Below are 22173 nucleotides of genomic sequence, written 5' to 3'. Positions count from 1 at the left end.
AGCCTAGGCCAGAAAGCGGTAGTCGTCGATGATCGCCTCGGCGATCGCGGCATTGCGGCGCATGAAGTCGACGAGGAATTCGTGCAGCCCGCGGTCGAACACGTCATCGACCGTGAGCGCCTCGAACCGCGCCTCGGCTTCGGCCATCAATTCGTCGCTGTGCCCTTCGCGGCCATGCATCCGGGCGAGCGCCGACAAGGTGCGGCGCAGGGCGAGCCGGCAGAAGGCAAGGCTGCGCGGGAAACGCTCATCCAGCACCAGGAACTCGACGATGCCGCGGGCATCGATGTTTCCGGCATTGAGCCAGCTGTATGCACGCGCCCCGGCGACCGAACGCAGCACCTGATCCCATTGCCCGGAATCGAGGCTCGATCCGACATAGGAAAGCGAGGGCAGCAGCAGGAAATATTTCATGTCGAGGATGCGCGCGGTCGATTCCCCACGCTCCACGAACGTGCCCGCGCGGGCGAAATGGAAGCCCTCGTTCCTGAGCATCGAGCCGTCCACCGCCCCGTGAACCTGCGCCCCCGAGCGGCGGATCAGCGTGACCACGTCGCCAAGCGCGCCCTGGCTGACCGGGCGGGCAAGCATCCGGTCGAGTTCCATCCAGCTTTCATTGACCGCTTCCCAGACCTCGCTCGAAATGCAGGTCCGCGCCGCGCGGGCATTGTTGCGCACCGCCCCGAACATGGCCCGCACGCTCGCCGGGTTGGCCCGGTCGCGCAGCACGAAATTCCAGACCCGCGGGCCGTCATATCCGTCGTGCTCCATCTCGTAGAGCGCGGTCAGGCCGAGCGTCGCGATGACCGATCGCCATTCCTCCTCAGCCGTGGCGAAATCCTTGGTCAGCGCCATGCGCAGCGCCGCCTCGATCAGGCGCGCGGTGTTCTCCGCCCGCTCGAGATAGCGGAACATCCAGAAGGAGGCGTTCGCCATCCGGCCTAGCATGCGCGCGGATCTCCCTTCATCGGCCCCATCAGTCCTTCAGCACCCAAGTATCCTTGGTCCCGCCCCCTTGCGAGGAATTGACCACCAGCGACCCCTTCTTCAGCGCGACGCGGGTGAGACCGCCGGGCGTGATCTCGACCCCGTTCGGGCTGACGAGCACGAAAGGTCTAAGATCGACATGGCGCGGGGCCAGACCCTTTTTCGTGTAGATCGGACACGTCGACAGCGAGAGCGTCGGCTGGGCGATGTAGTTGTCGGGCGCAGCCTCGAGCTTCTTGCGGAATTCCGCCACCTCTTTCCTGGTCGCGGTCGGGCCGATGAGCATGCCATAGCCGCCCGAACCGTGGACCTCCTTGACCACAAGTTCCTCGAGGTTGTCGAGCACGTAGGCGAGGCTGTCGGGATCGGCGCAGCGCCATGTCTCCACATTCGGCAGAAGCGGTTTCTCACCGGTATAGAATTCGACGATGTCGGGCATGAAGGAATAGATCGCCTTGTCGTCGCAGATCCCCGTGCCCGGCGCATTGGCGATGGTGATCCCGCCCGCGCGATAGACGTCCATGATGCCCGGCACGCCCAGCACGCTGTCGGGATTGAAACTGAGCGGGTCGAGGTAGTCGTCGTCGACCCGGCGATAGAGCACGTCGATCGGCTTGTAGCCGCGCGTGGTCCGCATCTGCACCCTGCCCTCGACCACGCGCAGGTCGCTGCCCTCGACCAGTTCGGCGCCCATCTGGTCGGCGAGAAAGGCGTGTTCGAAATAGGCCGAATTGAAGATGCCGGGCGTCAGCACCGCGACCGTCGGCTTGCCGCCCGGTCCGCTGCCCCGGCCGTGGGGCGCGCAGGCGGCGAGGCTGCGGGCGAGGCGGCGCGGATAGTCGGAGACGGATTCGACCGGAACCCGGCTGAACAGGTCCGGGAACATGGCCATCATCGTTTCGCGGTTCTCCAGCATGTAGGAGACCCCGGACGGCGTCCTCGCATTGTCCTCCAGCACGTAGAACTCGTCCGGCCCCGTGCGCACGAGATCGATCCCGACGATATGGGTGTAGATCCCGCCAGGCGGGGTAAAGCCGACCATGTTGGGCAGCCACGCCTCGTTATGGCGGAACAGGCTTTCGGGCACGCGGCCTGCGCGCACGATCTCCTGGCGGTGATACATGTCGTAGAGAAAGGAATTGAGCGCCCTGACCCGCTGTTCGATCCCGCGGCTGAGGCGGCGCCATTCGGCCGCCGTGATGATGCGCGGGACGATGTCGAACGGGATCAGGCGTTCTTCCGCCTCATCCTCACCGTAGACGTTGAAAGTGATCCCGGTGCGGCGGAAGGTGTCGTCCGCCTCCTTGTCCTTGCGGCGCAGCGAGGCCTGTTCCTGCCCCAGATACCAGTCACAATAATCGCGGTAGGCTTCGCGCGTATTGCCCTCGGCATCGTGCATCTCGTCGAAATGGACGGATTGTTGCTGCGCCTCGGCCGTCATTCACCCCCCGGATGGATCTTCGATCGGGCAGGCGCGCAATCATGCTGCGCCCGCGAAGGTCAGTGTAGCCTCACCCAGCGAAAAATAAAGGGCGCTTGGGAATTCCCGTGCCGGAGCGCTCAGTCGGTGCGGCGCAATTCCGCTAGCACGGTGCGGATTGCTTCGGGCGAATAGGTGTAGCCCATATGGGTGCAGCGCAGCGCGATGGCGCGGTCGCGCTCGCCGGGAAAGCCTGCGGCGCTGCGCGGGGCGATCGCGCCGTCATTGGGGCTCCAGATGGCTACCGTCTCGACCGGGGGCTTGGCCTGGAGATCGACGTCGATCGGCGGCTGATCGACCCGGTGCCCGGTGATGAACTGATAGACCCGCCACATATTGTTGGCCCTTGGAGACCCGGAAAATGGCGAACCCATCGTGATGACCTTGGCGACCGCGTGCGGGTGGCGTTTGGCAAGCTCGCGCGCGAACAGCCCGCCGAGGCTCCAGCCGAGCAGCACCACGGGTTCGCCAGCACGCTCGTGAAGGTCGAGAAGGCGCTTTTCTAACCGCTCGAACTTGGCCTCGTTCGGCCCCCAGTTGAAACCGAGCCCCCAGCGCTTGGCGGTGTGGCCGGCCCGCTCGAGATGCTGCGCCATGTAGCGCATGCGCCGGGGCTGCGTGGCGAAGCCGGGCAGGATCATGACCGTGCGAGGGCGATCGCATGGCTCCACCGGGATCGTGCGCACCATTCGCCGGAACGGCTCGGCAAGAAAATCGAACTCTCCCAGGAGCCGTGCGAGCGGGGGCTTGCCATGCTCCTCCTCGGGATAATCCTCCCGCGCAAGCGCGATCCGGCGCGCCAACTCGCTTTCGGGAAGGGTCAGCCGCCATTCGCGGTCGGCGTCCTGCGCCCCGTTCTCGCCCGCCATGCGCGAGGCGATCTTGTGAAGACCATCAAGAAGGGCATTCGATTTCATGCAAGCTTCATACCTCCACCGACTGAATGCCCGGTGAAGCGTTTGGTTTCGGTCATCGAAGCCTGCCGGGTCAGCCCGCCGAGCAGTCGCCGATCCGCTCGCTCGTCTGCTTCATCGTCATCGACCCTTCGCCGGTCCCGCCGAGATCGCCGGACATCCGCATCGTGAATTCGGAAGAGGTCTCGCGCCCGGTGCCCTGCATCGAGATGTTGACCGTCCCGCCGCCCGGATTGGTGCAGCTCATCGCGGCATCGATCTCGCCGCCATCGACGTCGAACTTGTTGAAGCTGCAATCACCGCCCTGCGGCTGGCTCGCGAGCTGGCGGAAACCTTCCTCGACGTCCTCTTGGGTGAGGCAGAATTCGGTTGTCTGCGACATCTGCCCGCGCATCATCTCGGCAGCCTGCGGCGGCGCACCGGGTATGTCGAGATCGACCAGTTCGACCTGCGAGCGGTATTGCCCGGGCTGCGGGCGGACCGTGCCTTCGCGGGCGCGCTCGGCCACCTCGGCCATGCTGAGATCGCCGCCGCTCGCCGCATCGTCACCTGCCGAGGAGCCTTCGGCGGTGTCCGTGCTGCCCTCGGTTTCCCCGCCGCACGCTGCGAGCAGCGCCGCGAGTGACGCTGCAATTACCGCTTTTCTCATACTTCCATCCTCCCTCGTGAATGCGCGCCGGCTCAGCACGGGCCAAGCCGCCTGTGGAGCACGCGCATCCGGATCGATCCGGGCCCCACGCCCATGTCGCCCTTCATCGTCATCGTGATGTCCGAAGAAGTGGGCGTCCCGGTTCCCTCCATGTTCATCGTCATGGTGCGACCGTCCACGCGGCACGTCATCTGCGCGTCGAGTTCGCCGTCTTCCATGCTGAAGCGATCATAGGTGCAATCCTCGCCGCCTTCGCCCTGCGAACGTCGGGTGATGGCGCGGTAGCCTTCCTCGACGTCCTGCTCGGTCAGGCAATAGGTCGTCTTCCGGCTCATCATCCTTGTCATCATGCCCGCCATTTGCGGCGGGGCGCCGGGAATATCGACCTCCTGCACGGTGATGTCGGCGCTGTACTTACCTGTCTCCGGCCGCATTTCAGGCGGATCGACCTGGGCGAAAAGCGCGTCGGGCAAAGTGATCGCCGCGGCGAGGCCCAATCCTGCGGCGGCAATCGCAAGGCTGTTGAGTTTCATGTCCTTAATCCCCCCTTTCAGCACCGGCACCCGGCGCGTTTTTCCAACCTCGCAAGGCTAGAAGCATGGAAGCCACTTCACAACCTGCCTCGCGCTCCGCATATCGTGGGCATGAGCCAGCTTGTCATAAGAAGGGGCCTCGACGAACCGGAAACCGGCGAGGACTTCACCCCGCACCGCCCCGCTCGCCCCGAAAAGTCGATGCCGGGGCGCAAGTTCAAGCTCGTCTCCGACTACGAGCCGGCGGGCGACCAGCCGACCGCGATCCGCGAACTGACCGAGGGTGCGCGCGAAGGGGAAAAGACACAGGTACTGCTTGGCGTGACGGGCTCGGGCAAGACCTTCACCATGGCCAAGGTGATCGAGGAATTGCAGCGGCCCGCGCTCGTGCTCGCTCCGAACAAGATCCTCGCGGCCCAGCTCTACGGCGAATTCAAGAGCTTCTTTCCCGAAAACGCGGTCGAATATTTCGTCAGCTATTACGACTATTACCAGCCCGAAGCCTACGTGCCGCGCTCCGACACCTATATCGAAAAGGAATCGAGCGTGAACGAGGCGATCGACCGGATGCGCCATTCGGCCACGCGCGCACTGCTCGAACGCGACGACGTGATCATCGTCGCGAGCGTTTCGTGCCTCTACGGCATCGGCTCGGTCGAGACCTATTCGGCGATGATCTTCGACATCAAGAAGGACGAAAGCGTCGACCAGCGCGAACTGATCCGCAAGCTCGTCGCCCTGCAATACAAGCGCAACGACGTCGCCTTCGCGCGCGGGTCCTTCCGGGTGCGCGGCGACAGCCTCGAGATCTTCCCCTCGCATTACGAGGACACGGCCTGGCGGGTCAGCTTCTTCGGCGACGAGATCGAGGAGATCAGCGAATTCGATCCGCTCACCGGCAAGAAGGGCGCGAGCCTCGACAAGGTGCGGGTCTATGCCAATTCGCACTACGTGACGCCCGGCCCCACCATGAAGCAGGCGATGGAGGCGATCCGCTTCGAACTCGCCGAACGGCTCAAGGAGATGGAAGCCGAAGGCCGCCTGCTCGAACACCAGCGGCTGGAACAGCGCACCAATTTCGACCTCGAGATGATCGCTGCCACCGGATCGTGCGCAGGCATCGAGAATTACAGCCGCTTCCTCACCGGCCGGCTGCCGGGCGAGCCGCCGCCCACCCTGTTCGAATACCTCCCCGAAAACGCCCTGCTGTTCGTCGATGAAAGCCACCAGACGGTGCCGCAGATCGGCGCGATGGCGCGCGGTGACCACAGGCGCAAGCTGACGCTCGCGGAGTATGGCTTCCGCCTGCCTTCGTGCATCGACAACCGCCCGCTGCGCTTCAACGAATGGGACGCGATGCGTCCGCAGACCTTCTGCGTTTCGGCAACGCCCGGCCCGTGGGAGATGGAGCAGACAGGCGGCGTCTTCGCCGAACAGGTGATCCGCCCGACCGGCCTCATTGACCCGCCTGTCGACATTCGCCCCGTCGAGGACCAGGTCCAGGACTGCATCGAGGAATCGAAGAAGGCTGCGGCCAAGGGCTACCGCACGCTCGTCACCACGCTGACCAAGCGCATGGCCGAGGACCTCACCGAATTCATGCACGAGGCGGGCGTCAGGGTCCGCTACATGCACTCCGACGTCGAGACGCTGGAGCGCATCGAGCTGATCCGCGACCTGCGCATGGGCGTCTATGACGTCCTCGTCGGCATCAACCTTCTGCGCGAGGGGCTGGACATTCCCGAATGCGGGCTCGTGTGCATTCTCGATGCCGACAAGGAAGGCTTCCTGCGTTCGGAAACCTCGCTGGTCCAGACGATCGGCCGCGCCGCGCGCAACGTGGACGGGCGTGTGATCCTCTATGCCGACCGGATCACCGGCAGCATGGAACGCGCCATGGCGGAAACCGACCGGCGCCGCGAAAAGCAGAAGGCCTTCAACGAGGAACACGGCATCACCCCGCAGACGATCCGCCGCCAGATCGCCGATATCGTCGCGCATACGGCTTCGCAGGACGGCGTGACGGTCGATACCGGCGACGATGAGGTCAACAATCTCGTCGGTCACAACCTGCGATCCTACATCGAAGACCTCGAAAAGCGCATGCGCGATGCCGCAGCGAACCTGGAATTCGAGGAAGCGGGGCGCCTGCGCGACGAGATCCGCCGGCTCGAAGCGGACGAACTCGGCCTGCCCGACGAAGAAAAGAAGGCGCCGCGCGTCGGTCGGTCGAACGAGGGCAAGCCGGGAACGCGCAAGACCCGATACGGCAAGACCCGTTACAAGAAGATGGGCGGCAAGCCGTAAGCGGTTCGTCGATAGCGGCTTTCCGGGCACTTGAAGCCATGCGTCAAGCCTGCCAACACGCAGCCCCATGACAATCAAACTCATCGGCGCGCTCGCTGCCGCCTCGCTTCTCGCCCTTTCCGCTCCCCTAACCGCGCAGGACGATGGCGCCACGCCCGAAGCCGCGCAGATCGACCCGCAGGTCAAGACACGCAAGCTTTCCGGCACTTTCGGCGGGCAGCGGATCGATTACACCGCGACCATCGGCGAAACGGTGCTCGCGTCGGACGACGGCAAGCCCGAGGCGGTGATCGTCACCACCTCATACGTCAAGGATCCGAAGGACACCTCGCGCCCCGTATTCTTCATCTACAATGGCGGGCCGGGTTCGGGCTCCGTCTGGCTGCAGATGGGTGCATTCGGGCCGAAGCGGGTGGCGATACCCTCCGATGCGCGCGACGACGGGGCACCGCCCTATCCGATCGTCGACAATCCGGACAGCCTGCTCGACGTCGCCGACCTTGTCTTCATCGACCCGCCGGGGACGGGCTATTCCTATCTCACCAAGGGCACCGACCCGGAGAAATATTATGGCCTCAGGCAGGACGCGCGCGCCGTCGCCGAGGTGATCCGGCGGTGGATCAACGACAATGGGCGCTGGAACAGCCCGAAATATCTCGGCGGGGAAAGCTATGGCACGACCCGCACGGCGATGGTCGTCGATGAACTCGAAGGCTCGACCTACAACGATGTCGGCCTCAATGGCCTCATCCTGATTTCCACCATTCTCGATTTCGCCATGCGCGAGCCGACGCCGGGCAATGAACTCGCCTATGTGGTGACGCTGCCCAACATGGCGGCGGCGGCCCATTATCACGGCAAGGTCGAAGCGGAATCGGTCGAAGCGATCGCCGAAGAGGCACGCCGCTTCGCGATCGGTCCCTTCGCCACCGCGCTGCTCAAGGGTCAGGACCTGCCCGAAGCCGAACGCGCCGCCGTGCGCGCGGAGCTTTCCCGCCTCACGGGCCTTTCCGAGCAATATCTCGAACAGGCGAACCTGCGCGTGACCAGCCAGCGTTTCTACAAGGAGCTGCTGCGCGACCGCGGGCTCACCATCGGGCGGCTCGATGCGCGCTATACCGGCGAGGATTACGACAATGCGGGCGAATATCCCGACAACGACCCGAGCTTCTACGGCATCGATGCAGGCTACACCGCCGCGATCAATTCCTGGGCGCGCGAGACGCTGGGCTTCGAGACCGACCGGCAATACAATTCGATCGGACGCGATCCGGGCCGCTACTGGGACTGGAGCCTCGGCGGGCAGGGGCGCGGGGCCTATCTCAACGTCGCCCCGCTGATCGGAAAGGCGATGCGTCAGAACAGCGAATTGCGCCTGTTCAACGCGCAAGGGTGGTACGATTTCGCAACGCCTTTCTTCGGCGCGGAATATTCGCTCAACCGGCCCGGCATCCCGCAGGATCGGCTGACCTTCCGCTATTACGATGCGGGCCACATGATGTATGTGCGCGACGAGGATCGCGGCAAGCTGTCGCGGGACCTGCGCGCGTTCATCCGGGCCCGATGAAAGGAGCGCTCGCGCTTGGCCTGCTCGCGGCGTTCTGTGCCGCCTGCAAGCCGCCGCCGACCGACGAGACGCTGACGCGCTCGGCCCCCGAGAGCGAGCCGAGCTTCGCGTCCACGCCCCTGCCCTCGCCCGAGACCGAGGGCGCGGTGTGGGCACCCAGCGACAGGGCCGAAGAGCGCATCGTGTACGGCGTGCCGGGCGAACCCGCTCTGATCGCACTCGCCTGCGATGCGGGCGCAGGCACCCTGTCCATCACCCGTATCAGCCCGGCCGACGAGGGCGCGCAGGCGATGTTCGCGCTCGTCGGCAACGGCCATGTCGGCAGGCTCCCGGTCGATGCGACCGAGGCCGGCAATCGCCGCATCTGGCAGGGCACGCATGACGCGCAAAGCGAAGAATGGGAGCCGCTTTCCGGGCCGCGGCGCCTGATCGCGACATTGCCCGGCGCGGGCACGGTCGAAATCAATCCGAGCCCGCTTCCGATGGAACTGATCGAGCGCTGCCGCTCGAAGTCCGGCTGAGCGCCGCGCGCTCCACGAGGCTGCTGGGGCCGAGCACCTGCGGCAATTGTTCGGGCTCGGCAGCGCCCGGTTCGTACCACAGGTAGAGCGGTACGCCGGCAGCGCCGCGATCCGACAGGAATTGCGTGATCGCCTCGTCGCGCACGGTCCAGTCGCCGACCATCGGGACGACGCCCGCGGCCTCGAAGGCTTCGCGCGTCGCCTCGCGCTCGATCGCGACGCTTTCGTTGACCTTGCAGGTGACACACCAATCGGCGGTGAACCAGACGAACACGGGATCGCCCGAAGCCCGGGCCGTGGTCAGCGCCTTTCGCGAGAACGGGACGGGATCGAGCACGCTTTCGGCCATGCGCTCAGTGCGCGGTTCGTAGCCCGCCGGAAGCGCGAAAGCGCCGAAGATCAGGAACGGCGCGGCAACGAGGCCGAAAGCGGGCCAGGCCATCTTGCCTGCCTGCTGCAGCCGGCCCACGACCCACAGCGCGAGCACCACGCCGAACACAGCGATGAGCGCAAACAGGCCGAAACCGCGCCCGCCGAGTTGCACCGTGAGCCACACCAGCGCGAGCGCGGTCAGCCCCATCGGGATCGCCATTACACGCCGGAAGGTGTTCATCCACGCCCCCGGCTTCGGCAGGCGCCGCCGCAGTGCGGGGACGAAGCCGAGCAGCAGGAACGGCAGCGCCAGTCCAAGCCCCAGCATCGCGAACAGCACCAGCGCGATCGGCGCGGGGAGCAACAGGGCCGCACCGAGCGCCGCGGCCATGAACGGCCCGGTGCACGGCGTCGCGGCGAAGGCGGCGAGCAGCCCGGTGGCAAAGGCTCCCCCGGCTCCCTTGCGTGCGCCCGCCCCGGTCGAGATGCTCGGCAATTCGAACACCCCGGCGAAATTGGCAGTGATGACGCTTGCAAGGAGGAGCAAGGCGACGACCACGCCCGGCTCCTGCAGCTGGAAGGCCCAGCCGACCTGCTCGCCCGCCGCGCGCAGGGCAAGCATGACCGCGCCGAGCCCGACGCAGGCGATGACCACGCCCACCGTGTAGGCAGCGCCTTCGATGCGCGCCGCGGCTTCGCTCTCGCCCGCGCGGGCGAGGCTCAGCGCCTTCAGGGAGAGGATCGGAAACACGCAGGGCATGATGTTGAGGATCAGCCCCCCGACGAGCGCGCCGAGAACGAGCGTCCAGAGCGGCGGGGTCGCAGTCTCGACCGAACCAGCGACGAGCTCGCCGCCAGCGGGCACCGCACCGGGTTCGGCCTCGAAGCGAACCCCCGCCCCTGCTCCGAAAGCGAGGATGCCGGAGACGGTATCGCCCGCGCCCTCCCCATAATCGTCGAGCGGGATTTCCGCGATCAGCATGTCGTCCGTGCGCCGCAATGTCTGAGACGCGGCGTAATCGACTAGGCGTTCGTTGCCGATGAAGACATGCGGCTCGGGCAGATCAACCTCCGCGGGCAGCGGGACGCCGATTCGCAGCGCCCCCGCCGACATTTCGAAGCGCGCCCGAGCATCGATCAGGGGCGCGACTTCGGCCCGCCAGCGCGCGAAATCGCCGCCCGTGCTCGCTTCGACCAGCGCGTCCTGCGGCACGCAGACCCGGTCGGTGCAGGCGAGGAATTCGACCTGCGCGCGGACCTGCGGCATGCCCCCGGCAGCAGCTTCCTCCGGCACGCGCACCGGAACCAGCACGGCATAGCGCCCCTCGTAGATATGGTTCATCAGCCCGCCGATCACGAGTGTCTCGGGTACCGGATAGAGCGCGTCGCCCGCCTCCCAGCCATCCGGCAGGTCGAGCCTCAGGGTCATCCCCTGCCCGGCATCGCCCGGATTGCGCCAGTAACCGTGCCACTCCTTCGAGCGCGGGGTGAAGCGCAGCGCCAACATCCATTCCTCGCCCGGCTCGGGCAGGCCATCGGCGAAGAGTTCGACCGCGATGTTCTCGTCGCCAAAGCGCGGTGCGGCGAGCGGTTCGTCCTGCGAGGCAGACGAGGCCGCGTACAGCGCCAGGCACAGCGCGGCGAGCGCCTTCAGCCATGCAACAGCGGCAATACGGGGTGCAGCGAACAATCTTGCCTCTTCATGGCGCTTACCCCTAGATGCCGGGGCGCGTGCGGGCGAGATAGGATGCGCGCGGGCTAAAGACAAACGGCCAGACACAAACCGCTTCGAGAGGTTACGACGACGATGAGCGCTGACGACGAAACCCGTGACCTCCTGATCCTCGGCGGCGGCCTTGTCGGCATGACGCTGGCGCTCGCCGCGGCGAAGAAGGGCCTCTCGAGCCATATCGTCGACCGCGCCGACCCGGCAGAGCTCACCGCCGAGGGCTTTGACGACCGCGCGACGGCGATCTCGACCGCGAGCTGGCACCTGTTCACCAATATCGGGATCGCCGAGGGGCTCGAGGAATTCGCCTGCGACATCTCCTCAATCGCGGTGACCGACCAGAATCGGCCCGGCAGGCTCGATTTCCAGCCCGAACCGCACGAGGGCACCTTGGGCAGGATGTTCCCCAATCGCCGCCTGCGCCTTGCGCTGTTCGAAGCGGCCGCGGCTGAGCCGCTCGTCAACTGGGTCGCGAAGGCCGAGGTGACGAAGCGCGAGCGCAGCGAATTCGGCGTCGCGGCGGGCCTCGCAGACGGGCGCAAGCTGAAGGGGCGGCTGATGGTCGCCGCCGAAGGTCGCGGCTCGCCCACGCGCGAGGACGCCGGCATCACCATTGCCAAGTGGGATTATCACCACCGCGCGATCATCGCCGGGCTGACCCATGAAAAGCCGCACGACAATGTCGCCTGGGAAATCTTCTATCCCGCAGGTCCCTTCGCGCTGCTGCCGATGCAGGACGATGCCGACGGAACGCACCGCTCCTCGCTGGTCTGGACCGTGTCGGAGGAGGACGGCAAGGGCGTCATGAAGCTGGGCGAGCGAGCCTTTCTCGCAGAGGTAGAAAAGCGCATGGGCGGCGTGCTGGGCAAGGTGCTCTCTGTCGGGCAGCGTTCGAGCTGGCCGCTGGGCTTCCACCACACGGCCAAGATCACCGACGAGCGGCTGGCGCTGGTCGGCGATGCGGCGCACGGCATTCACCCGATCGCGGGGCAGGGGCTCAATCTCGGGCTGCGCGATGTCGGCGCATTGGTCGAAGTGCTCGCGGACGGGGCCTCGATCGGACTCGACCCGGGCGATCCGCAGCTCTTGAAGCGTTACGAGAACTGGCGCGGGCTCGACAGTTTCATGGTCGCGCTCGCGACCGATGGGCTCACCCGGCTGTTCGGAGTGCCAGGCGCGGCCGCTTCCGCGGTTCGGCGGCTCGGCATGTCGGCGGTTCAGCGCACCCCGGCATTGAAGACCTTCTTCATGGACGAAGCGCGCGGTGTCTCGGGCGATCTTCCCGAGCTCCTGCGCGCCTGAGCGCTAGTCGTCGGAGCCGGGGTCGGCCGGGCTCCGCTGGTTGACCGGATTGCCCTCCCGGTCGCGCAGGCCGCGCTGGTCGAGTACCGCGGCACGTTCGATGTTCTCGAGCGCGATCATCACGTCGCGATAACGCTGTGCATCCTCGATCCAGGCCTCGGCGCTCGCTGCGCCCGGCATGTTCTTCACTTCCTCGATCGCGCTGTCGATCCGTCCCTGTTCGAGCGCCCAGCGAGCCCGTTCTAGCCGCCTCGTGGGCTGCGGCGAAGGCGTGCTTTCGCGCCGGATCACGAACAGCTGCGACAGTTCGCGGCTGAACCGCTCCCATGACGGCCCCTCTTCGTTGTTGCGCAATTGCGGAGCCAGACCGTCGAGCCGCGCGATCAGCGTGTCGAGCCGGATCGGCTGGTCGCGGCGCGAGAAATTGATGATCGTGTTCACCGCGTTGGGCCGCTCATCGCCGAAGCGCAGCCGCAGCTGGTCGGCGAGATAGCCGAGTTCATCGCCGCGTTCGATCAGTCGGCGAGTGGCGAACGCGATCAGCAATGCCTCGGCCCGTGCGGCATTGCCGGCCGCCGCCTGCGCCTGCAGGTCGAGCCGGGTAAGGCGCTGCTCGGCGGCGGCGAGGCGCTGATCGATCCCGCCCTGCTGCTCGGCCACGCGGGTCACGGCCTCGACGGCGCGTTCGGCGTCCTCGCTTTCGAGCGCCTCGGCCAGCGGGCTCGGGCTCGGCGAGAGCGGTGCGCTCGGCAGGCCGCTGGGGCCGGTCGCAAGCGTCGGGTCCGCGTCCGGCGACGCGGTGGCTTCGGGAAAGCTCGCGGCGAGCTGTTCGCGCGAGGCGTCCATGTTGTACCAGACGACGTAGCCCGCGAGCAGCGCGCCGAGGATGAAGGCCGCCAGAGCGCCCAGCAGGATGCTCCTGGTGGGCGAAGTCTTGCGGCGGCTCCCGTATTTCGATTCCATTCTATCGCGTCCCTTGCGCCCGGTGCTTCGCGGCCTCGATGCGGCTCACAGCCCCGCGCAGGTTTGGTGCATCATATGCACGGGTCATTCGCATATGTCATGCCACCATGTCGCGCACCAACTGGAGGAGCGCGGCATCGCTCGGCTCCGGCGCAACCCGGACGGCGCGCCAGCCCCCGCCCGCGGCCTCTGCGACGCGCGGGGCGAGCGCGGCGAGCGCGATGTCGGTGCGGGCAAGGCCCAGCCTTTCGCATTCGGCGGCGAAATGGCGGGCCGCCTCGCCCGAATGAAGCAGGACGAGCCCGCCGCCGAGGAGTCGTTCGCCAAGGCACGTCGGCATCGGCATGGCTGCGCTCTCATAGGCGATGACGGTTTCGATCTCGACGCCGGGCCGCGGATCGAGCGGAACGTGCTTCGCCCCGGCTATCCGCAGCAGGCGGGTCGGCGCCGCGATCCCTTCGAGCACGAACTGCAATCCTTTCGTCCCGATCGTCCTTACGGCAAAGCCCGCGGCGCGAGCGGCCCCGGCGGTCTTCTCGCCGACCGCATGTACCGGCTTGTCCGCGAACCGGGCCAGCGCCGCCCCGCCATGGGCGAAGGCATTGGCGCTGCCGACCAGCAGCGCGTCGATCGTGGCAGGGTCCGGCGCCGTCCATGCGCAGGGGCGAATTTCGAACAGCGGCGTTCCGTGCGCTTCGATCCCCATCTCGCGCGCCAGCGCCAGCGTCGCGGCTAGCCCCGGCTCGGGCCGGACGGCGATGACAGGACGCCTCATGCGTTCTGGCGAAAATGCTCGGTGATCGCGGGGCTGGCACGCTTGAGCAGGTCTTCGGCGAGCGCTGCCACCGGGCCATGATCGGCGCGTGCGAAATTGGCCTTGCCCTCGACCCGCTCGCTTCCGTCCGGGCTGAACAGCGCGGCGCGCATGGCAAGGGCATCGCCATCGGCTTCGCATAGCACCGCGACCGGCGAATGGCACGTTCCGCCAAGCGCGGCGAGCAGAGCGCGCTCGGCCTCGAGTTCGGCGCGGGTCGGCGCGTGGTCGATCGCGCCGAGCATCGCGGTCACCTCGGGCGCATCGGCGCGGCATTCGATCGCAATCACACCCTGCGAGGCAGCGGGGATCCATTCCCCGGTCTCGAGCGGGTGGCCGACCGCGCTCTGGCCGAGACGTTCAAGGCCCGCAGCGGCGAGGAAGGTAACGTCCGCCTCGCCCGCATCGAGCTTACCCAGCCGCGTCGCGACATTGCCGCGGAACATGACCACGCGGCAATCGGGCCTGAGATTGAGGAGCTGCGAGGCGCGGCGCGGCGCGCTCGTCCCGACTGTCGCGCCCCGGGGGATCGCGGCGATGCTCTCCGCCCCGACGAGGCTGTCGCGCCGGTCCGCACGCGGCAGGAAGGCGGCGAAGTGGAATTCGCGCGGCCGAATCGTCTCGACATCCTTGGCCGAATGAACCGCGGCGTCGATCCGCCCCTCGCCCAGCCATGCGTCGAGTTCCTTGGTCCACAGCGCCTTCCCGCCGATTTCGGCGAGCGGGCGGTCGAGCACCTTGTCTCCGCTGGCGACGACAGGGACGATTTCGACCTCGTTTTCGTCCCAGCCGTGCGCGGCGCACAGGCGCGCGCGGGTCTCGTGGGCCTGGGCCATGGCGAGCGGGGATTCGCGCGTACCGAGGCGGATGCGATAGGCGCCGGGGGCGCTGTCTTGCGGTGATTGGCTCATGGCTGTGCTTGCTCTAGCCCCGACAAGGCTTAAGTGGAAGCGCCATGACCGACCTGTCCCCCAACCCTGCCCGCCCGTTCGCGCGGCCCCTCGTCCTGGGGATCGAATCGAGCTGCGACGAGACCGCGGTCGCGCTGGTCGCTGCGGACCGGACGATCCTTGCGCAGGCCATCGCCTCGCAGGAAGCCGAGCACGCGCCCTATGGCGGGGTCGTTCCCGAAATAGCCGCGCGCGCCCATGCCGATCGGATCGCACCGATGGTCGAGGCGGTGCTGGCCGATGCCGGATTGACGCTTGCCGATGTCGATGCCGTGGCCGCCACGGCAGGGCCGGGACTGATCGGCGGAGTCATGGTCGGCCTCGTCAGCGGCAAGGCGCTGGCGATGGCGGCGGACAAGCCACTGCTCGCGGTCAACCATCTCGAAGGCCATGCTCTCTCGCCGCGGCTCGCCGACGCGAGCCTCGATTTTCCCTATCTCCTGCTGCTCGTCTCGGGCGGGCATTGCCAGATCCTCGCCGTCGAGGGCGCCGGGCACTATCGCCGCCTTGCGACGACGATCGACGATGCGCTGGGCGAAGCTTTCGACAAGACCGCGAAGATCCTTCGGCTCGGCTATCCCGGCGGCCCGGCGGTCGAACGGCTCGCGCGCGAGGGCGATGCCTCGAAGCTGCGCCTGCCCCGCCCGCTCGCGGGATCGAAGGAGCCGCATTTCTCCTTTGCCGGCCTCAAGAGCGCGGTTCTGCGCGCCCATGAAAGCGGCGAATACGCGCCCGCCGACATCGCCGCCGCGTTCCAGCAGGCGGCGGTGGACTGCCTCATCGACCGGCTCGAACACGCGCTTGCCCTGATCGACCGGATGCCCGCGCTCGTCGTCGCGGGCGGGGTCGCGGCGAACCAGGCGGTGCGCGGCGCGCTCGAGGCGCTCGCTGCACGCCGCGACATGCGCTTCGTCGCCCCGCCGCTGGCTCTGTGCACGGACAATGCCGCGATGATCGCCTGGGCGGGTTGCGAGCGGATCATGCTGGAAGGCGAAGCGTGGATCGGGGCGGCGGGCGACCCGCTCGACATCAAGGCGCGGCCGCGCTGGCCGCTCGACCCGGAAGCCGAAGCGGTGCGCGGTGCGGGAGTGAAGGCATGAGCGGTAGACCCGAAATCGCCGTGATCGGCGCGGGCGCATGGGGCACCGCGCTTGCCCAGCTGGTCGCGAGCGACGGCAGGAACGTGCTGATCTGGGCCTATGAGCCGGAAGTGGTCGAGGCGATCAACACCGATCAGGCCAATCCCGCATTCCTCAAAGGCACCGACCTCGCCTCCTCGATCCGCGCGACCGGGGACCTCGCGGATCTTGCAGGTATTCCCATCCTCCTTGCTGTCACGCCCGCACAGGTCCTGGCCAAGATCCTCTCCGGCCTCGCCGATGCTCCGCGCGACCTAGTACTTTGCTCGAAGGGCATCGAGGCGGGCACGGGGCGCCTGATGAACGACGTCGCGCGCGAAGCCTGCCCGGCGAGCGAGATCGCGGTCCTGTCGGGGCCCACCTTCGCGCACGAGGTCGCCGCCGGGCTCCCCACGGCCGTGACCCTCGCCTGTTCGGGCGGAGAGGCGCAGTGGGAGCGGCTGATGCCCGCCATCGCGCGCCCGACCTTCCGGCCCTATTACTCGGACGACGTGACAGGCGCTGAGATCGGCGGGGCGATCAAGAATGTCCTCGCCATCGCCTGCGGGCTGGTCGACGGGCTAGGCCTTGGCCAGAACGCGCGCGCCGCGTTGATCGCGCGGGGCTATGCCGAGATGCTGCGGTTCGGCGAGGCGCTCGGCGCAAGGCCGGAAACGCTCGCGGGGCTGTGCGGGCTCGGCGATCTGGTGCTCACCTGCTCGTCCACCTCGAGCCGGAATTTCTCGCTCGGCATTGCGCTGGGTGAAGGCAAGCGCGCAGACGACCTGATGGTGGACCGGACGACCGTCGCCGAAGGCGCCTTCACCGCGCCCGTCCTTGCCGCTCTCGCCGAAGACCGGGCGATCGCCATGCCAATCGTCGCCGCCGTAAACGCCATCCTCGAAGGCGAGCCGCCCCGCGAAGTCGTCGCGGCGCTGCTCGCCCGCCCGCTCAAATCCGAGCAGGAACGAAGGCCGTGAGCGAGACCACTCCGCCCGTCCAGCGCGCTTCCTCGCCGACACCCGATGTGACGGGGTCGGATGACATCGCGGCGCTTGCCAAGGGCGGGCGAACCAACACTCTGGGCTTCGTCATCCGGGCGCTGGGCGGCATCCCCTTCCTCTTCCTCGGCTACCGACTCTACGGGGTTGAGGACATGGGCCGGTTCGCCTCGGCCTTCGTTATCGTCGAGATCGTCGCGCTCATCTGCGCATTGGGCGAGAAACGAGGCCTTGCCCAGCGCCTGACCGATGGGGCGGACGAGGAAGGGACGAGCGCGGTCAATCTGGTGTTCGACGGGATGCTCGCCTCGATGCTGGTTTCGGCAGCGATCTGCTCGGTTCTGCTGCTGTTTCCCGAGGTGATGTTCCCGAACGGCACGAACAGCGATCTCGACATCTGGATGATCGCCGCGATTCCGGCCTTCGCGCTGACCGAGATCCTGCTCGCGGCGCAGGCCTATCGCTATGACATCGCGACCACGGTGCGCGCGCGGGCGATCGTCGAACCTTGGACCCGGTCCATCGCAGCGGTTGCGTTCTTCTACATCGCGGCGATCAGCGAGGCGGGGCTCGCCATGGCATTCCTCGCCTCGATCTACGCCGCGCTCGCCACTGCCCTGTGGTCGTTCCTGCGGACCTATGGCCTGCCCAAGGGATGGCGCCCGCGGCCGCGCTATCTCGCCCGGATGACCAGCCGCTCGCTGCCGCTGGTGGGTGCGGACGTGATCGAGCGCGGGACGCGGCTCCTTGATGTCTTCCTGCTCGGCCTGTTCACCTCCTCGGCCGCGGTCGGCATCTACTTCTTCGCCCAGCAGATCGCGAGCCTGCCGCAGAAGCTGAAAACGAGTTTCGAGCCGATCCTCTCGCCCGTCATCACGAAGAACCTGAAGACCGGCAATTACGGCGCGATCGCAGCGCAGGTGCGACAGGTCGGCTTCTGGATCATCGCCCTGCAGGGCGGGATCGCACTGGCGCTCGGGATCCCGGGGGAGGCTGTCATGGGCCTTGGCGGGCCTGCCATCGTCGGGGGCACGGGCGCGCTCGCTCTGCTGCTTGCCGCAGAAGTCGTCGCATCAATGGCGGTCGTGTCAGAAAGCGTGCTCGTCTATATCGCGAGGAAGCGCAATCTCGCCATTTCGATCGGGGTGATCGCCCTGCAGGGCGCGCTCACCATCGGCCTCATCAAGGCGTGCGAAGCGCTCGGGCTCGACGAGGGGTTCAAGGCGGCGGGCGCGGCACTCGCGCTGGTTCTTGCGCTCGCGACCTCGAGCCTCGTCAAGGCGATGGTCCTCAAGACGCTGCTCAAGGCACCGGTCTCGAACTGGCGCTGGGCGCTGGTTCATGCGGCCGCCCCGGCAGTCGTGGTCGGCTTTGCCTTCACCCTGCTGCCCGAATGGATCGAACTTGTCGTCGGCATACCCGCGATCCTCGCGACTTACGGATTCGTGGTGTGGAAGCGGGGCTTCGACGAGGACGACAAGGTTCTCTTCCGCCGCAACGTGACACCGAAGGGCGACGGCGAAACGGCGTGATTCCAGTGCCTTGAAGTGCACATTTCACCGCCCCGACAGCACGTTCAGTCGCTATTCACGGCTCCGGCGGCCTCATGCGGGCGGGATGCACGAGCGGGGAGAATTCACGATGCGACACGGGAAGTTGACGGGCGCGCTGGCGCTGGCGCTGGTTCTTGCAGGCTGCGCGGCGCAACAGGACGGCGAAATGGCGAGCACCGGCGGCACGGCCTCCGACAGGACTGGCGAAGAGGCGCCTCCGCCCCCGCCGCCTCCCCCGCCTCCGGCCTACGCGCCGCAGGAGATCGTCAGCGTCACCGGCTCGCGCAATCGCACCGGCGCGATGCGGGCTCCCAATGCCGAAGCGTATGTCCCGCCCGTCCGCGTGGCGACCGATCCGGGCCGCGAGCAATATGAGGGCGAGGAAATCTCGCCGGTCAAACTGGTCCAGTCCGAGCCGGTCTCCACCTTCTCGGTCGATGTCGACACCGGCGCCTACGCCAATGCGCGGCGCTTCCTCACCACCGGCATGATGCCGCCCAGGGCCGCCGTCAGGACCGAGGAGATGATCAACTATTTCCGCTATGATTATCCCCGGCCCGAAACCCGCGATGTCCCCTTCAGCGTCACCACCGATGTCGCCAGGAGCCCGTGGAACGAGGACACCTATCTCATGCGGATCGGCCTTCGCGGCTACGACATAGAGCGTGATGAGCGCCCGCCCGCCAATCTCGTGTTCCTGATGGATGTCTCGGGCTCGATGAACAGCCCCGACAAGCTCCCGCTGGTCAAGACCGCGCTGGCGGGCCTTGCAGGCGAACTGGGCGAGGACGACCGCGTCTCGATCGTCGTCTATGCCGGCGCTGCGGGCCTCGTGCTCGAACCGACCAACGATACGGGCAAGATCCGCCGCGCGCTCGACAGCCTGTCGGCAGGCGGCTCGACCGCCGGCGGCGCAGGGCTGCAGCTCGCCTACAACATCGCCCAGGACAATTTCATCGAGGGCGGCGTCAACCGCGTCATCCTCGCCACCGACGGCGATTTCAACGTCGGCGTTTCCGACCGTGACGCACTCGTCGAGATGATCGAGGCGAAGCGGGATTCGGGGATCACGCTGACGACGCTCGGCTTCGGCACCGGCAATTACAACGAGGCGATGATGGAGCAGATCGCCGGTCATGGGAACGGCAATTACGCCTATATCGACAGCGCGCTGGAAGCGAAGAAGGTGCTCAGCGACGAGATGAGTTCGACCCTCTTCACCATCGCCAAGGACGTGAAGATCCAGGTCGAATTCAACCCCGCCGTGATCTCGCAATACCGCCTTGTCGGCTACGAGAACCGGGCGCTGCGCGAGGAGGATTTCGACAATGATGCGGTCGATGCCGGCGATATCGGCGCGGGCCACCAGGTCACCGCGATCTACGAGGTCGTGCCCGCAGGCGCGAAAGGCTGGATCGCGCCGCGGCGCTATGAAGACCGTCCGTCGACCGAGGCGGAGCTGCGCATGGCGGAGGCGGCCCATGTCAAGCTGCGCTACAAGCTGCTCGGCGGCGACACGTCCAGGCTGATCGACACGGTCGTGATGAGCGACGACTTCCGTTCGGCCCGCCTACCACGCGGCGATTTCGCCTTCGCCGCCTCGGTCGCGGCCTTCGGCCAGATCCTGCGCGGCGACACGCTCATGAACGGCTTCGACTTCGCCGATGCGCGCGCTCTGGCGGGACCGCAGCGGGACTACTGGAGGCAGGAATTCGTCAAGCTCACCGAGCTCGCCGATGCGATGAAGGGTGGCTGACGCGTCGGCGCTTGCCCTGAAGGGTTGCAGAAGGCCGGTGGGACATCCCCGCCGACCTTTTTCGCGCTCGCCGCAGCCCGGCTTGCGTCCAACCCCCTTGGGCATGACGGGCGGGCGCTGCTAAAGGCCTGTCCACGCCGATTCCGCCAATGACAGGAAAGACCGCTGCCCATGTCCGATAGCTTTGCCTCTGCCCTTCCGCTGATCCTGATCGGCCTCGTCCTGCTCGTGATCGCGATCATGCTGTTCATGCGCGTGAACACCAAGACGAAGGTAGTCGGGGCCGAGGATTCCGAAAAGCGCGACGTGCTCGATGACGGGGCGGAGCGTCCTCGCCGAAACGAAGCGCTGATCAGCAGTCCGCGTGCGGTCGAGAAAACAATGGGCGAGACCTCGGCCAAGGCGAACGCGCACGGCATTGCCACGGCAGGCGAAAGCGCCGATGCCGAAGCCGGCGTGAGCGTCGCCCCGACGGTGGGCGATCCGGTGCCCGAGCCGAAGCCCGAAACCGCGCCCGCTCCTGCACCGGCAGCCGCGTCGGCACAAAGCGATGATCTGTCGCGCATCAAGGGCGTAGGGCCCAAGCTCGTGACGATGCTGCACGAACTGGGCATCACCCGATTCGAACAGATCGCCGCCTGGGACGAAGCGGAGATCGAACGCGTCGATTCGCAGCTCGGCCGCTTCAAGGGCCGCATCCGCCGCGATCAGTGGGTCGAGCAGGCCAAGCTGTTGGTTTCGGGCGACAAGGACGCATTCGAAGCGAAGTTCGGCCGGGGCGCCTGACCCCTTCCGCACTGTCCGCAGCACCCTTGCGCAGCGCTGCGTATTGCCCCCTCCTGCATTAACCGGCGATCCGTGTTACACTCTGCCGGCAATCACAGGAGGACATTCATGACGCAGAGCATTCTCGTCGCCGAAGACGAGATGATCGTCGCCTACGACCTGCGCGATACGGTCGAGGAAGCGGGCTACCGCGTGGAAGGTCCCCATGCCGGGATCTCCTCGGCGATGTTCGCTTTCCAGAAGGAACGGCCCGACCTTGCCATTCTCGACATCCAATTGGACGATGGCATGGTCTTCGAATTCGCCGAAAAGCTCGCCAGTGAAGGCGTGCCGATCATCTTCCATTCGGGCCACCACACGCGCGAGGAGATCGCGGAACGCTTTCCCGGCGCGCGGACGCTGGAAAAGCCCTGCCCGCCCGCGGACGTGATCGAGGCGGTGAACAACGCGCTCGAGGCAGCAGCCTAGAGGGGCGCCCGGCGCGATTGATCTTTCCCCCGCCGCAGGCCATGGTCTTGCGGGCAGAACAGAGGGAAAGTCATGACAAACGCGATCATCCGCGCTGCCGCGCTCGCGCTCGCTCTTGGCGCATTTCCGGGAGCGCCCGCCTCGGCGCAGGAAGACTATCTCGGCAAGGTCATCACCGTCGCGGCCAATTTCTGCCCGCGCGGCACGCTGCCCGCCGACGGGCGGCTTTTGCCGATTGCGCAATACACCGCGCTGTTCTCGCTGCTGGGCACGCAATATGGCGGCGACGGGCGCACTACCTTCTCCCTCCCCGATCTCGCCGGCGCCACTGCCTCGGCCAATGGCCGCGCGCTGAAGCATTGCGTGGTCGGCGAAGGGATCTATCCCTCGCGGTCATGAGTGA

General features: G+C 66.9%; 20 protein-coding genes. 11 read left to right on the top strand and 9 right to left on the bottom strand.

Going from position 1 to position 22173, the window contains the following annotated elements; all coding sequences use genetic code 11:
• Positions 1 to 3: 3 nt before the first annotated feature.
• The 5 genes from Ga0102493_RS05025 to Ga0102493_RS05005 all read right to left on the bottom strand — a co-directional run bounded on the left by Ga0102493_RS05025 (position 4) and on the right by Ga0102493_RS05005 (position 4563).
• Positions 4 to 948: an alpha-E domain-containing protein gene (locus Ga0102493_RS05025; protein WP_034904073.1), complete on the bottom strand. Its 945-nt coding sequence runs from the start codon at positions 946 to 948 to the stop codon at positions 4 to 6.
• Between the two features lie 28 nt (positions 949 to 976).
• A complete protein-coding gene (locus Ga0102493_RS05020) occupies positions 977 to 2428 on the bottom strand; it encodes a circularly permuted type 2 ATP-grasp protein (protein ID WP_034904074.1) in 1452 nt (483 codons plus the stop codon).
• Between the two features lie 119 nt (positions 2429 to 2547).
• Positions 2548 to 3336, bottom strand: a complete 789-nt coding sequence (locus Ga0102493_RS05015; RefSeq protein WP_150132510.1) for an esterase/lipase family protein — start codon at positions 3334 to 3336, stop codon at positions 2548 to 2550.
• A gap of 118 nt (positions 3337 to 3454) precedes the next feature.
• Positions 3455 to 4030 (bottom strand): DUF3617 domain-containing protein, encoded by a 576-nt coding sequence (locus Ga0102493_RS05010; protein ID WP_051697999.1) that lies wholly within the window; start codon positions 4028 to 4030, stop codon positions 3455 to 3457.
• 32 nt (positions 4031 to 4062) lie between these two features.
• On the bottom strand, positions 4063 to 4563 hold the full coding sequence (locus Ga0102493_RS05005; RefSeq protein ID WP_034904076.1) for a DUF3617 domain-containing protein: 501 nt from the start codon (positions 4561 to 4563) through the stop codon (positions 4063 to 4065).
• 111 nt (positions 4564 to 4674) lie between these two features.
• Between Ga0102493_RS05005 and uvrB the strand changes: the two genes are divergently transcribed.
• From uvrB to Ga0102493_RS04990, 3 genes are all read left to right on the top strand, one after another.
• On the top strand, positions 4675 to 6870 hold the full coding sequence (uvrB, locus tag Ga0102493_RS05000; RefSeq protein WP_034904078.1) for an excinuclease ABC subunit UvrB: 2196 nt from the start codon (positions 4675 to 4677) through the stop codon (positions 6868 to 6870).
• Between the two features lie 67 nt (positions 6871 to 6937).
• The gene (locus tag Ga0102493_RS04995) at positions 6938 to 8437 is read left to right on the top strand and encodes a S10 family peptidase (protein WP_034904080.1); all 1500 of its coding nucleotides are present in this window, start codon (positions 6938 to 6940) and stop codon (positions 8435 to 8437) included.
• Positions 8434 to 8958 (top strand): hypothetical protein, encoded by a 525-nt coding sequence (locus Ga0102493_RS04990; protein WP_034904081.1) that lies wholly within the window; start codon positions 8434 to 8436, stop codon positions 8956 to 8958. Before Ga0102493_RS04995 ends, Ga0102493_RS04990 begins: the two co-directional genes overlap by 4 nt.
• Here Ga0102493_RS04990 and Ga0102493_RS04985 read toward each other — a convergent pair.
• Positions 8900 to 11020 (bottom strand): protein-disulfide reductase DsbD family protein, encoded by a 2121-nt coding sequence (locus Ga0102493_RS04985; protein WP_051698002.1) that lies wholly within the window; start codon positions 11018 to 11020, stop codon positions 8900 to 8902. The genes Ga0102493_RS04990 and Ga0102493_RS04985 overlap by 59 nt on opposite strands.
• 117 nt (positions 11021 to 11137) lie before the next feature.
• On the opposite strand from Ga0102493_RS04985, the gene Ga0102493_RS04980 reads away from it, so the two are divergent.
• Positions 11138 to 12361, top strand: a complete 1224-nt coding sequence (locus Ga0102493_RS04980) for an FAD-dependent monooxygenase (RefSeq protein WP_034904082.1) — start codon at positions 11138 to 11140, stop codon at positions 12359 to 12361.
• Between the two features lie 3 nt (positions 12362 to 12364).
• On the opposite strand, the gene Ga0102493_RS04975 is transcribed toward Ga0102493_RS04980, so the two are convergent.
• The 3 genes from Ga0102493_RS04975 to hemC all read right to left on the bottom strand — a co-directional run bounded on the left by Ga0102493_RS04975 (position 12365) and on the right by hemC (position 14974).
• On the bottom strand, positions 12365 to 13324 hold the full coding sequence (locus Ga0102493_RS04975) for a hypothetical protein (protein ID WP_034904084.1): 960 nt from the start codon (positions 13322 to 13324) through the stop codon (positions 12365 to 12367).
• A 97-nt stretch (positions 13325 to 13421) separates the two neighbouring features.
• Positions 13422 to 14099, bottom strand: coding sequence for a uroporphyrinogen-III synthase (locus tag Ga0102493_RS04970; protein WP_069297463.1), 678 nt, complete (start codon positions 14097 to 14099; stop codon positions 13422 to 13424).
• Positions 14096 to 14974, bottom strand: a complete 879-nt coding sequence (hemC, locus tag Ga0102493_RS04965; RefSeq protein ID WP_034904522.1) for a hydroxymethylbilane synthase — start codon at positions 14972 to 14974, stop codon at positions 14096 to 14098. Before hemC ends, Ga0102493_RS04970 begins: the two co-directional genes overlap by 4 nt.
• A gap of 119 nt (positions 14975 to 15093) precedes the next feature.
• Between hemC and tsaD the strand changes: the two genes are divergently transcribed.
• From tsaD to Ga0102493_RS04930, 7 genes are all read left to right on the top strand, one after another.
• On the top strand, positions 15094 to 16188 hold the full coding sequence (tsaD, locus tag Ga0102493_RS04960; protein ID WP_051698015.1) for a tRNA (adenosine(37)-N6)-threonylcarbamoyltransferase complex transferase subunit TsaD: 1095 nt from the start codon (positions 15094 to 15096) through the stop codon (positions 16186 to 16188).
• Positions 16185 to 17186: an NAD(P)H-dependent glycerol-3-phosphate dehydrogenase gene (locus tag Ga0102493_RS04955; protein WP_034904194.1), complete on the top strand. Its 1002-nt coding sequence runs from the start codon at positions 16185 to 16187 to the stop codon at positions 17184 to 17186. The genes tsaD and Ga0102493_RS04955 overlap by 4 nt, the downstream gene beginning before the upstream one ends.
• The gene (locus Ga0102493_RS04950) at positions 17183 to 18739 is read left to right on the top strand and encodes a lipopolysaccharide biosynthesis protein (protein ID WP_418251653.1); all 1557 of its coding nucleotides are present in this window, start codon (positions 17183 to 17185) and stop codon (positions 18737 to 18739) included. Before Ga0102493_RS04955 ends, Ga0102493_RS04950 begins: the two co-directional genes overlap by 4 nt.
• Positions 18740 to 18848: 109 nt before the next feature.
• Positions 18849 to 20516 (top strand): vWA domain-containing protein, encoded by a 1668-nt coding sequence (locus Ga0102493_RS04945; protein WP_034904526.1) that lies wholly within the window; start codon positions 18849 to 18851, stop codon positions 20514 to 20516.
• A gap of 171 nt (positions 20517 to 20687) precedes the next feature.
• Positions 20688 to 21302, top strand: coding sequence for a helix-hairpin-helix domain-containing protein (locus Ga0102493_RS04940; protein WP_034904196.1), 615 nt, complete (start codon positions 20688 to 20690; stop codon positions 21300 to 21302).
• A gap of 108 nt (positions 21303 to 21410) precedes the next feature.
• Positions 21411 to 21770 (top strand): response regulator, encoded by a 360-nt coding sequence (locus tag Ga0102493_RS04935; RefSeq protein WP_034904198.1) that lies wholly within the window; start codon positions 21411 to 21413, stop codon positions 21768 to 21770.
• Between the two features lie 72 nt (positions 21771 to 21842).
• Positions 21843 to 22169: a phage tail protein gene (locus Ga0102493_RS04930; RefSeq protein ID WP_034904200.1), complete on the top strand. Its 327-nt coding sequence runs from the start codon at positions 21843 to 21845 to the stop codon at positions 22167 to 22169.
• Positions 22170 to 22173 lie beyond the last annotated feature (4 nt).

It is taken from the genome of Erythrobacter litoralis, assembly GCF_001719165.1.
GTDB lineage: Bacteria > Pseudomonadota > Alphaproteobacteria > Sphingomonadales > Sphingomonadaceae > Erythrobacter > Erythrobacter litoralis.
Note: the sequence above shows the minus strand (reverse complement) of the source record. Positions and strands in the feature narration are given on the sequence as shown.

What these genes read in the sequence shown, in the direction of transcription:
- Ga0102493_RS05025 (WP_034904073.1), bottom strand. Translation starts at nt 948, where the DNA reads ATGCTAGGCCGGATGGCGAACGCCTCCTTCTGGATGTTCCGCTATCTC.
- Ga0102493_RS05020 (WP_034904074.1), bottom strand. Translation starts at nt 2,428, where the DNA reads ATGACGGCCGAGGCGCAGCAACAATCCGTCCATTTCGACGAGATGCAC.
- Ga0102493_RS05015 (WP_150132510.1), bottom strand. Translation starts at nt 3,336, where the DNA reads ATGGCGGGCGAGAACGGGGCGCAGGACGCCGACCGCGAATGGCGGCTG.
- Ga0102493_RS05010 (WP_051697999.1), bottom strand. Translation starts at nt 4,030, where the DNA reads ATGAGAAAAGCGGTAATTGCAGCGTCACTCGCGGCGCTGCTCGCAGCG.
- Ga0102493_RS05005 (WP_034904076.1), bottom strand. Translation starts at nt 4,563, where the DNA reads ATGAAACTCAACAGCCTTGCGATTGCCGCCGCAGGATTGGGCCTCGCC.
- uvrB (WP_034904078.1), top strand. Translation starts at nt 4,675, where the DNA reads ATGAGCCAGCTTGTCATAAGAAGGGGCCTCGACGAACCGGAAACCGGC.
- Ga0102493_RS04995 (WP_034904080.1), top strand. Translation starts at nt 6,938, where the DNA reads ATGACAATCAAACTCATCGGCGCGCTCGCTGCCGCCTCGCTTCTCGCC.
- Ga0102493_RS04990 (WP_034904081.1), top strand. Translation starts at nt 8,434, where the DNA reads ATGAAAGGAGCGCTCGCGCTTGGCCTGCTCGCGGCGTTCTGTGCCGCC.
- Ga0102493_RS04980 (WP_034904082.1), top strand. Translation starts at nt 11,138, where the DNA reads ATGAGCGCTGACGACGAAACCCGTGACCTCCTGATCCTCGGCGGCGGC.
- Ga0102493_RS04975 (WP_034904084.1), bottom strand. Translation starts at nt 13,324, where the DNA reads ATGGAATCGAAATACGGGAGCCGCCGCAAGACTTCGCCCACCAGGAGC.
- Ga0102493_RS04970 (WP_069297463.1), bottom strand. Translation starts at nt 14,099, where the DNA reads ATGAGGCGTCCTGTCATCGCCGTCCGGCCCGAGCCGGGGCTAGCCGCG.
- hemC (WP_034904522.1), bottom strand. Translation starts at nt 14,974, where the DNA reads ATGGCCCAGGCCCACGAGACCCGCGCGCGCCTGTGCGCCGCGCACGGC.
- tsaD (WP_051698015.1), top strand. Translation starts at nt 15,094, where the DNA reads ATGACCGACCTGTCCCCCAACCCTGCCCGCCCGTTCGCGCGGCCCCTC.
- Ga0102493_RS04955 (WP_034904194.1), top strand. Translation starts at nt 16,185, where the DNA reads ATGAGCGGTAGACCCGAAATCGCCGTGATCGGCGCGGGCGCATGGGGC.
- Ga0102493_RS04945 (WP_034904526.1), top strand. Translation starts at nt 18,849, where the DNA reads ATGCGACACGGGAAGTTGACGGGCGCGCTGGCGCTGGCGCTGGTTCTT.
- Ga0102493_RS04940 (WP_034904196.1), top strand. Translation starts at nt 20,688, where the DNA reads ATGTCCGATAGCTTTGCCTCTGCCCTTCCGCTGATCCTGATCGGCCTC.
- Ga0102493_RS04935 (WP_034904198.1), top strand. Translation starts at nt 21,411, where the DNA reads ATGACGCAGAGCATTCTCGTCGCCGAAGACGAGATGATCGTCGCCTAC.
- Ga0102493_RS04930 (WP_034904200.1), top strand. Translation starts at nt 21,843, where the DNA reads ATGACAAACGCGATCATCCGCGCTGCCGCGCTCGCGCTCGCTCTTGGC.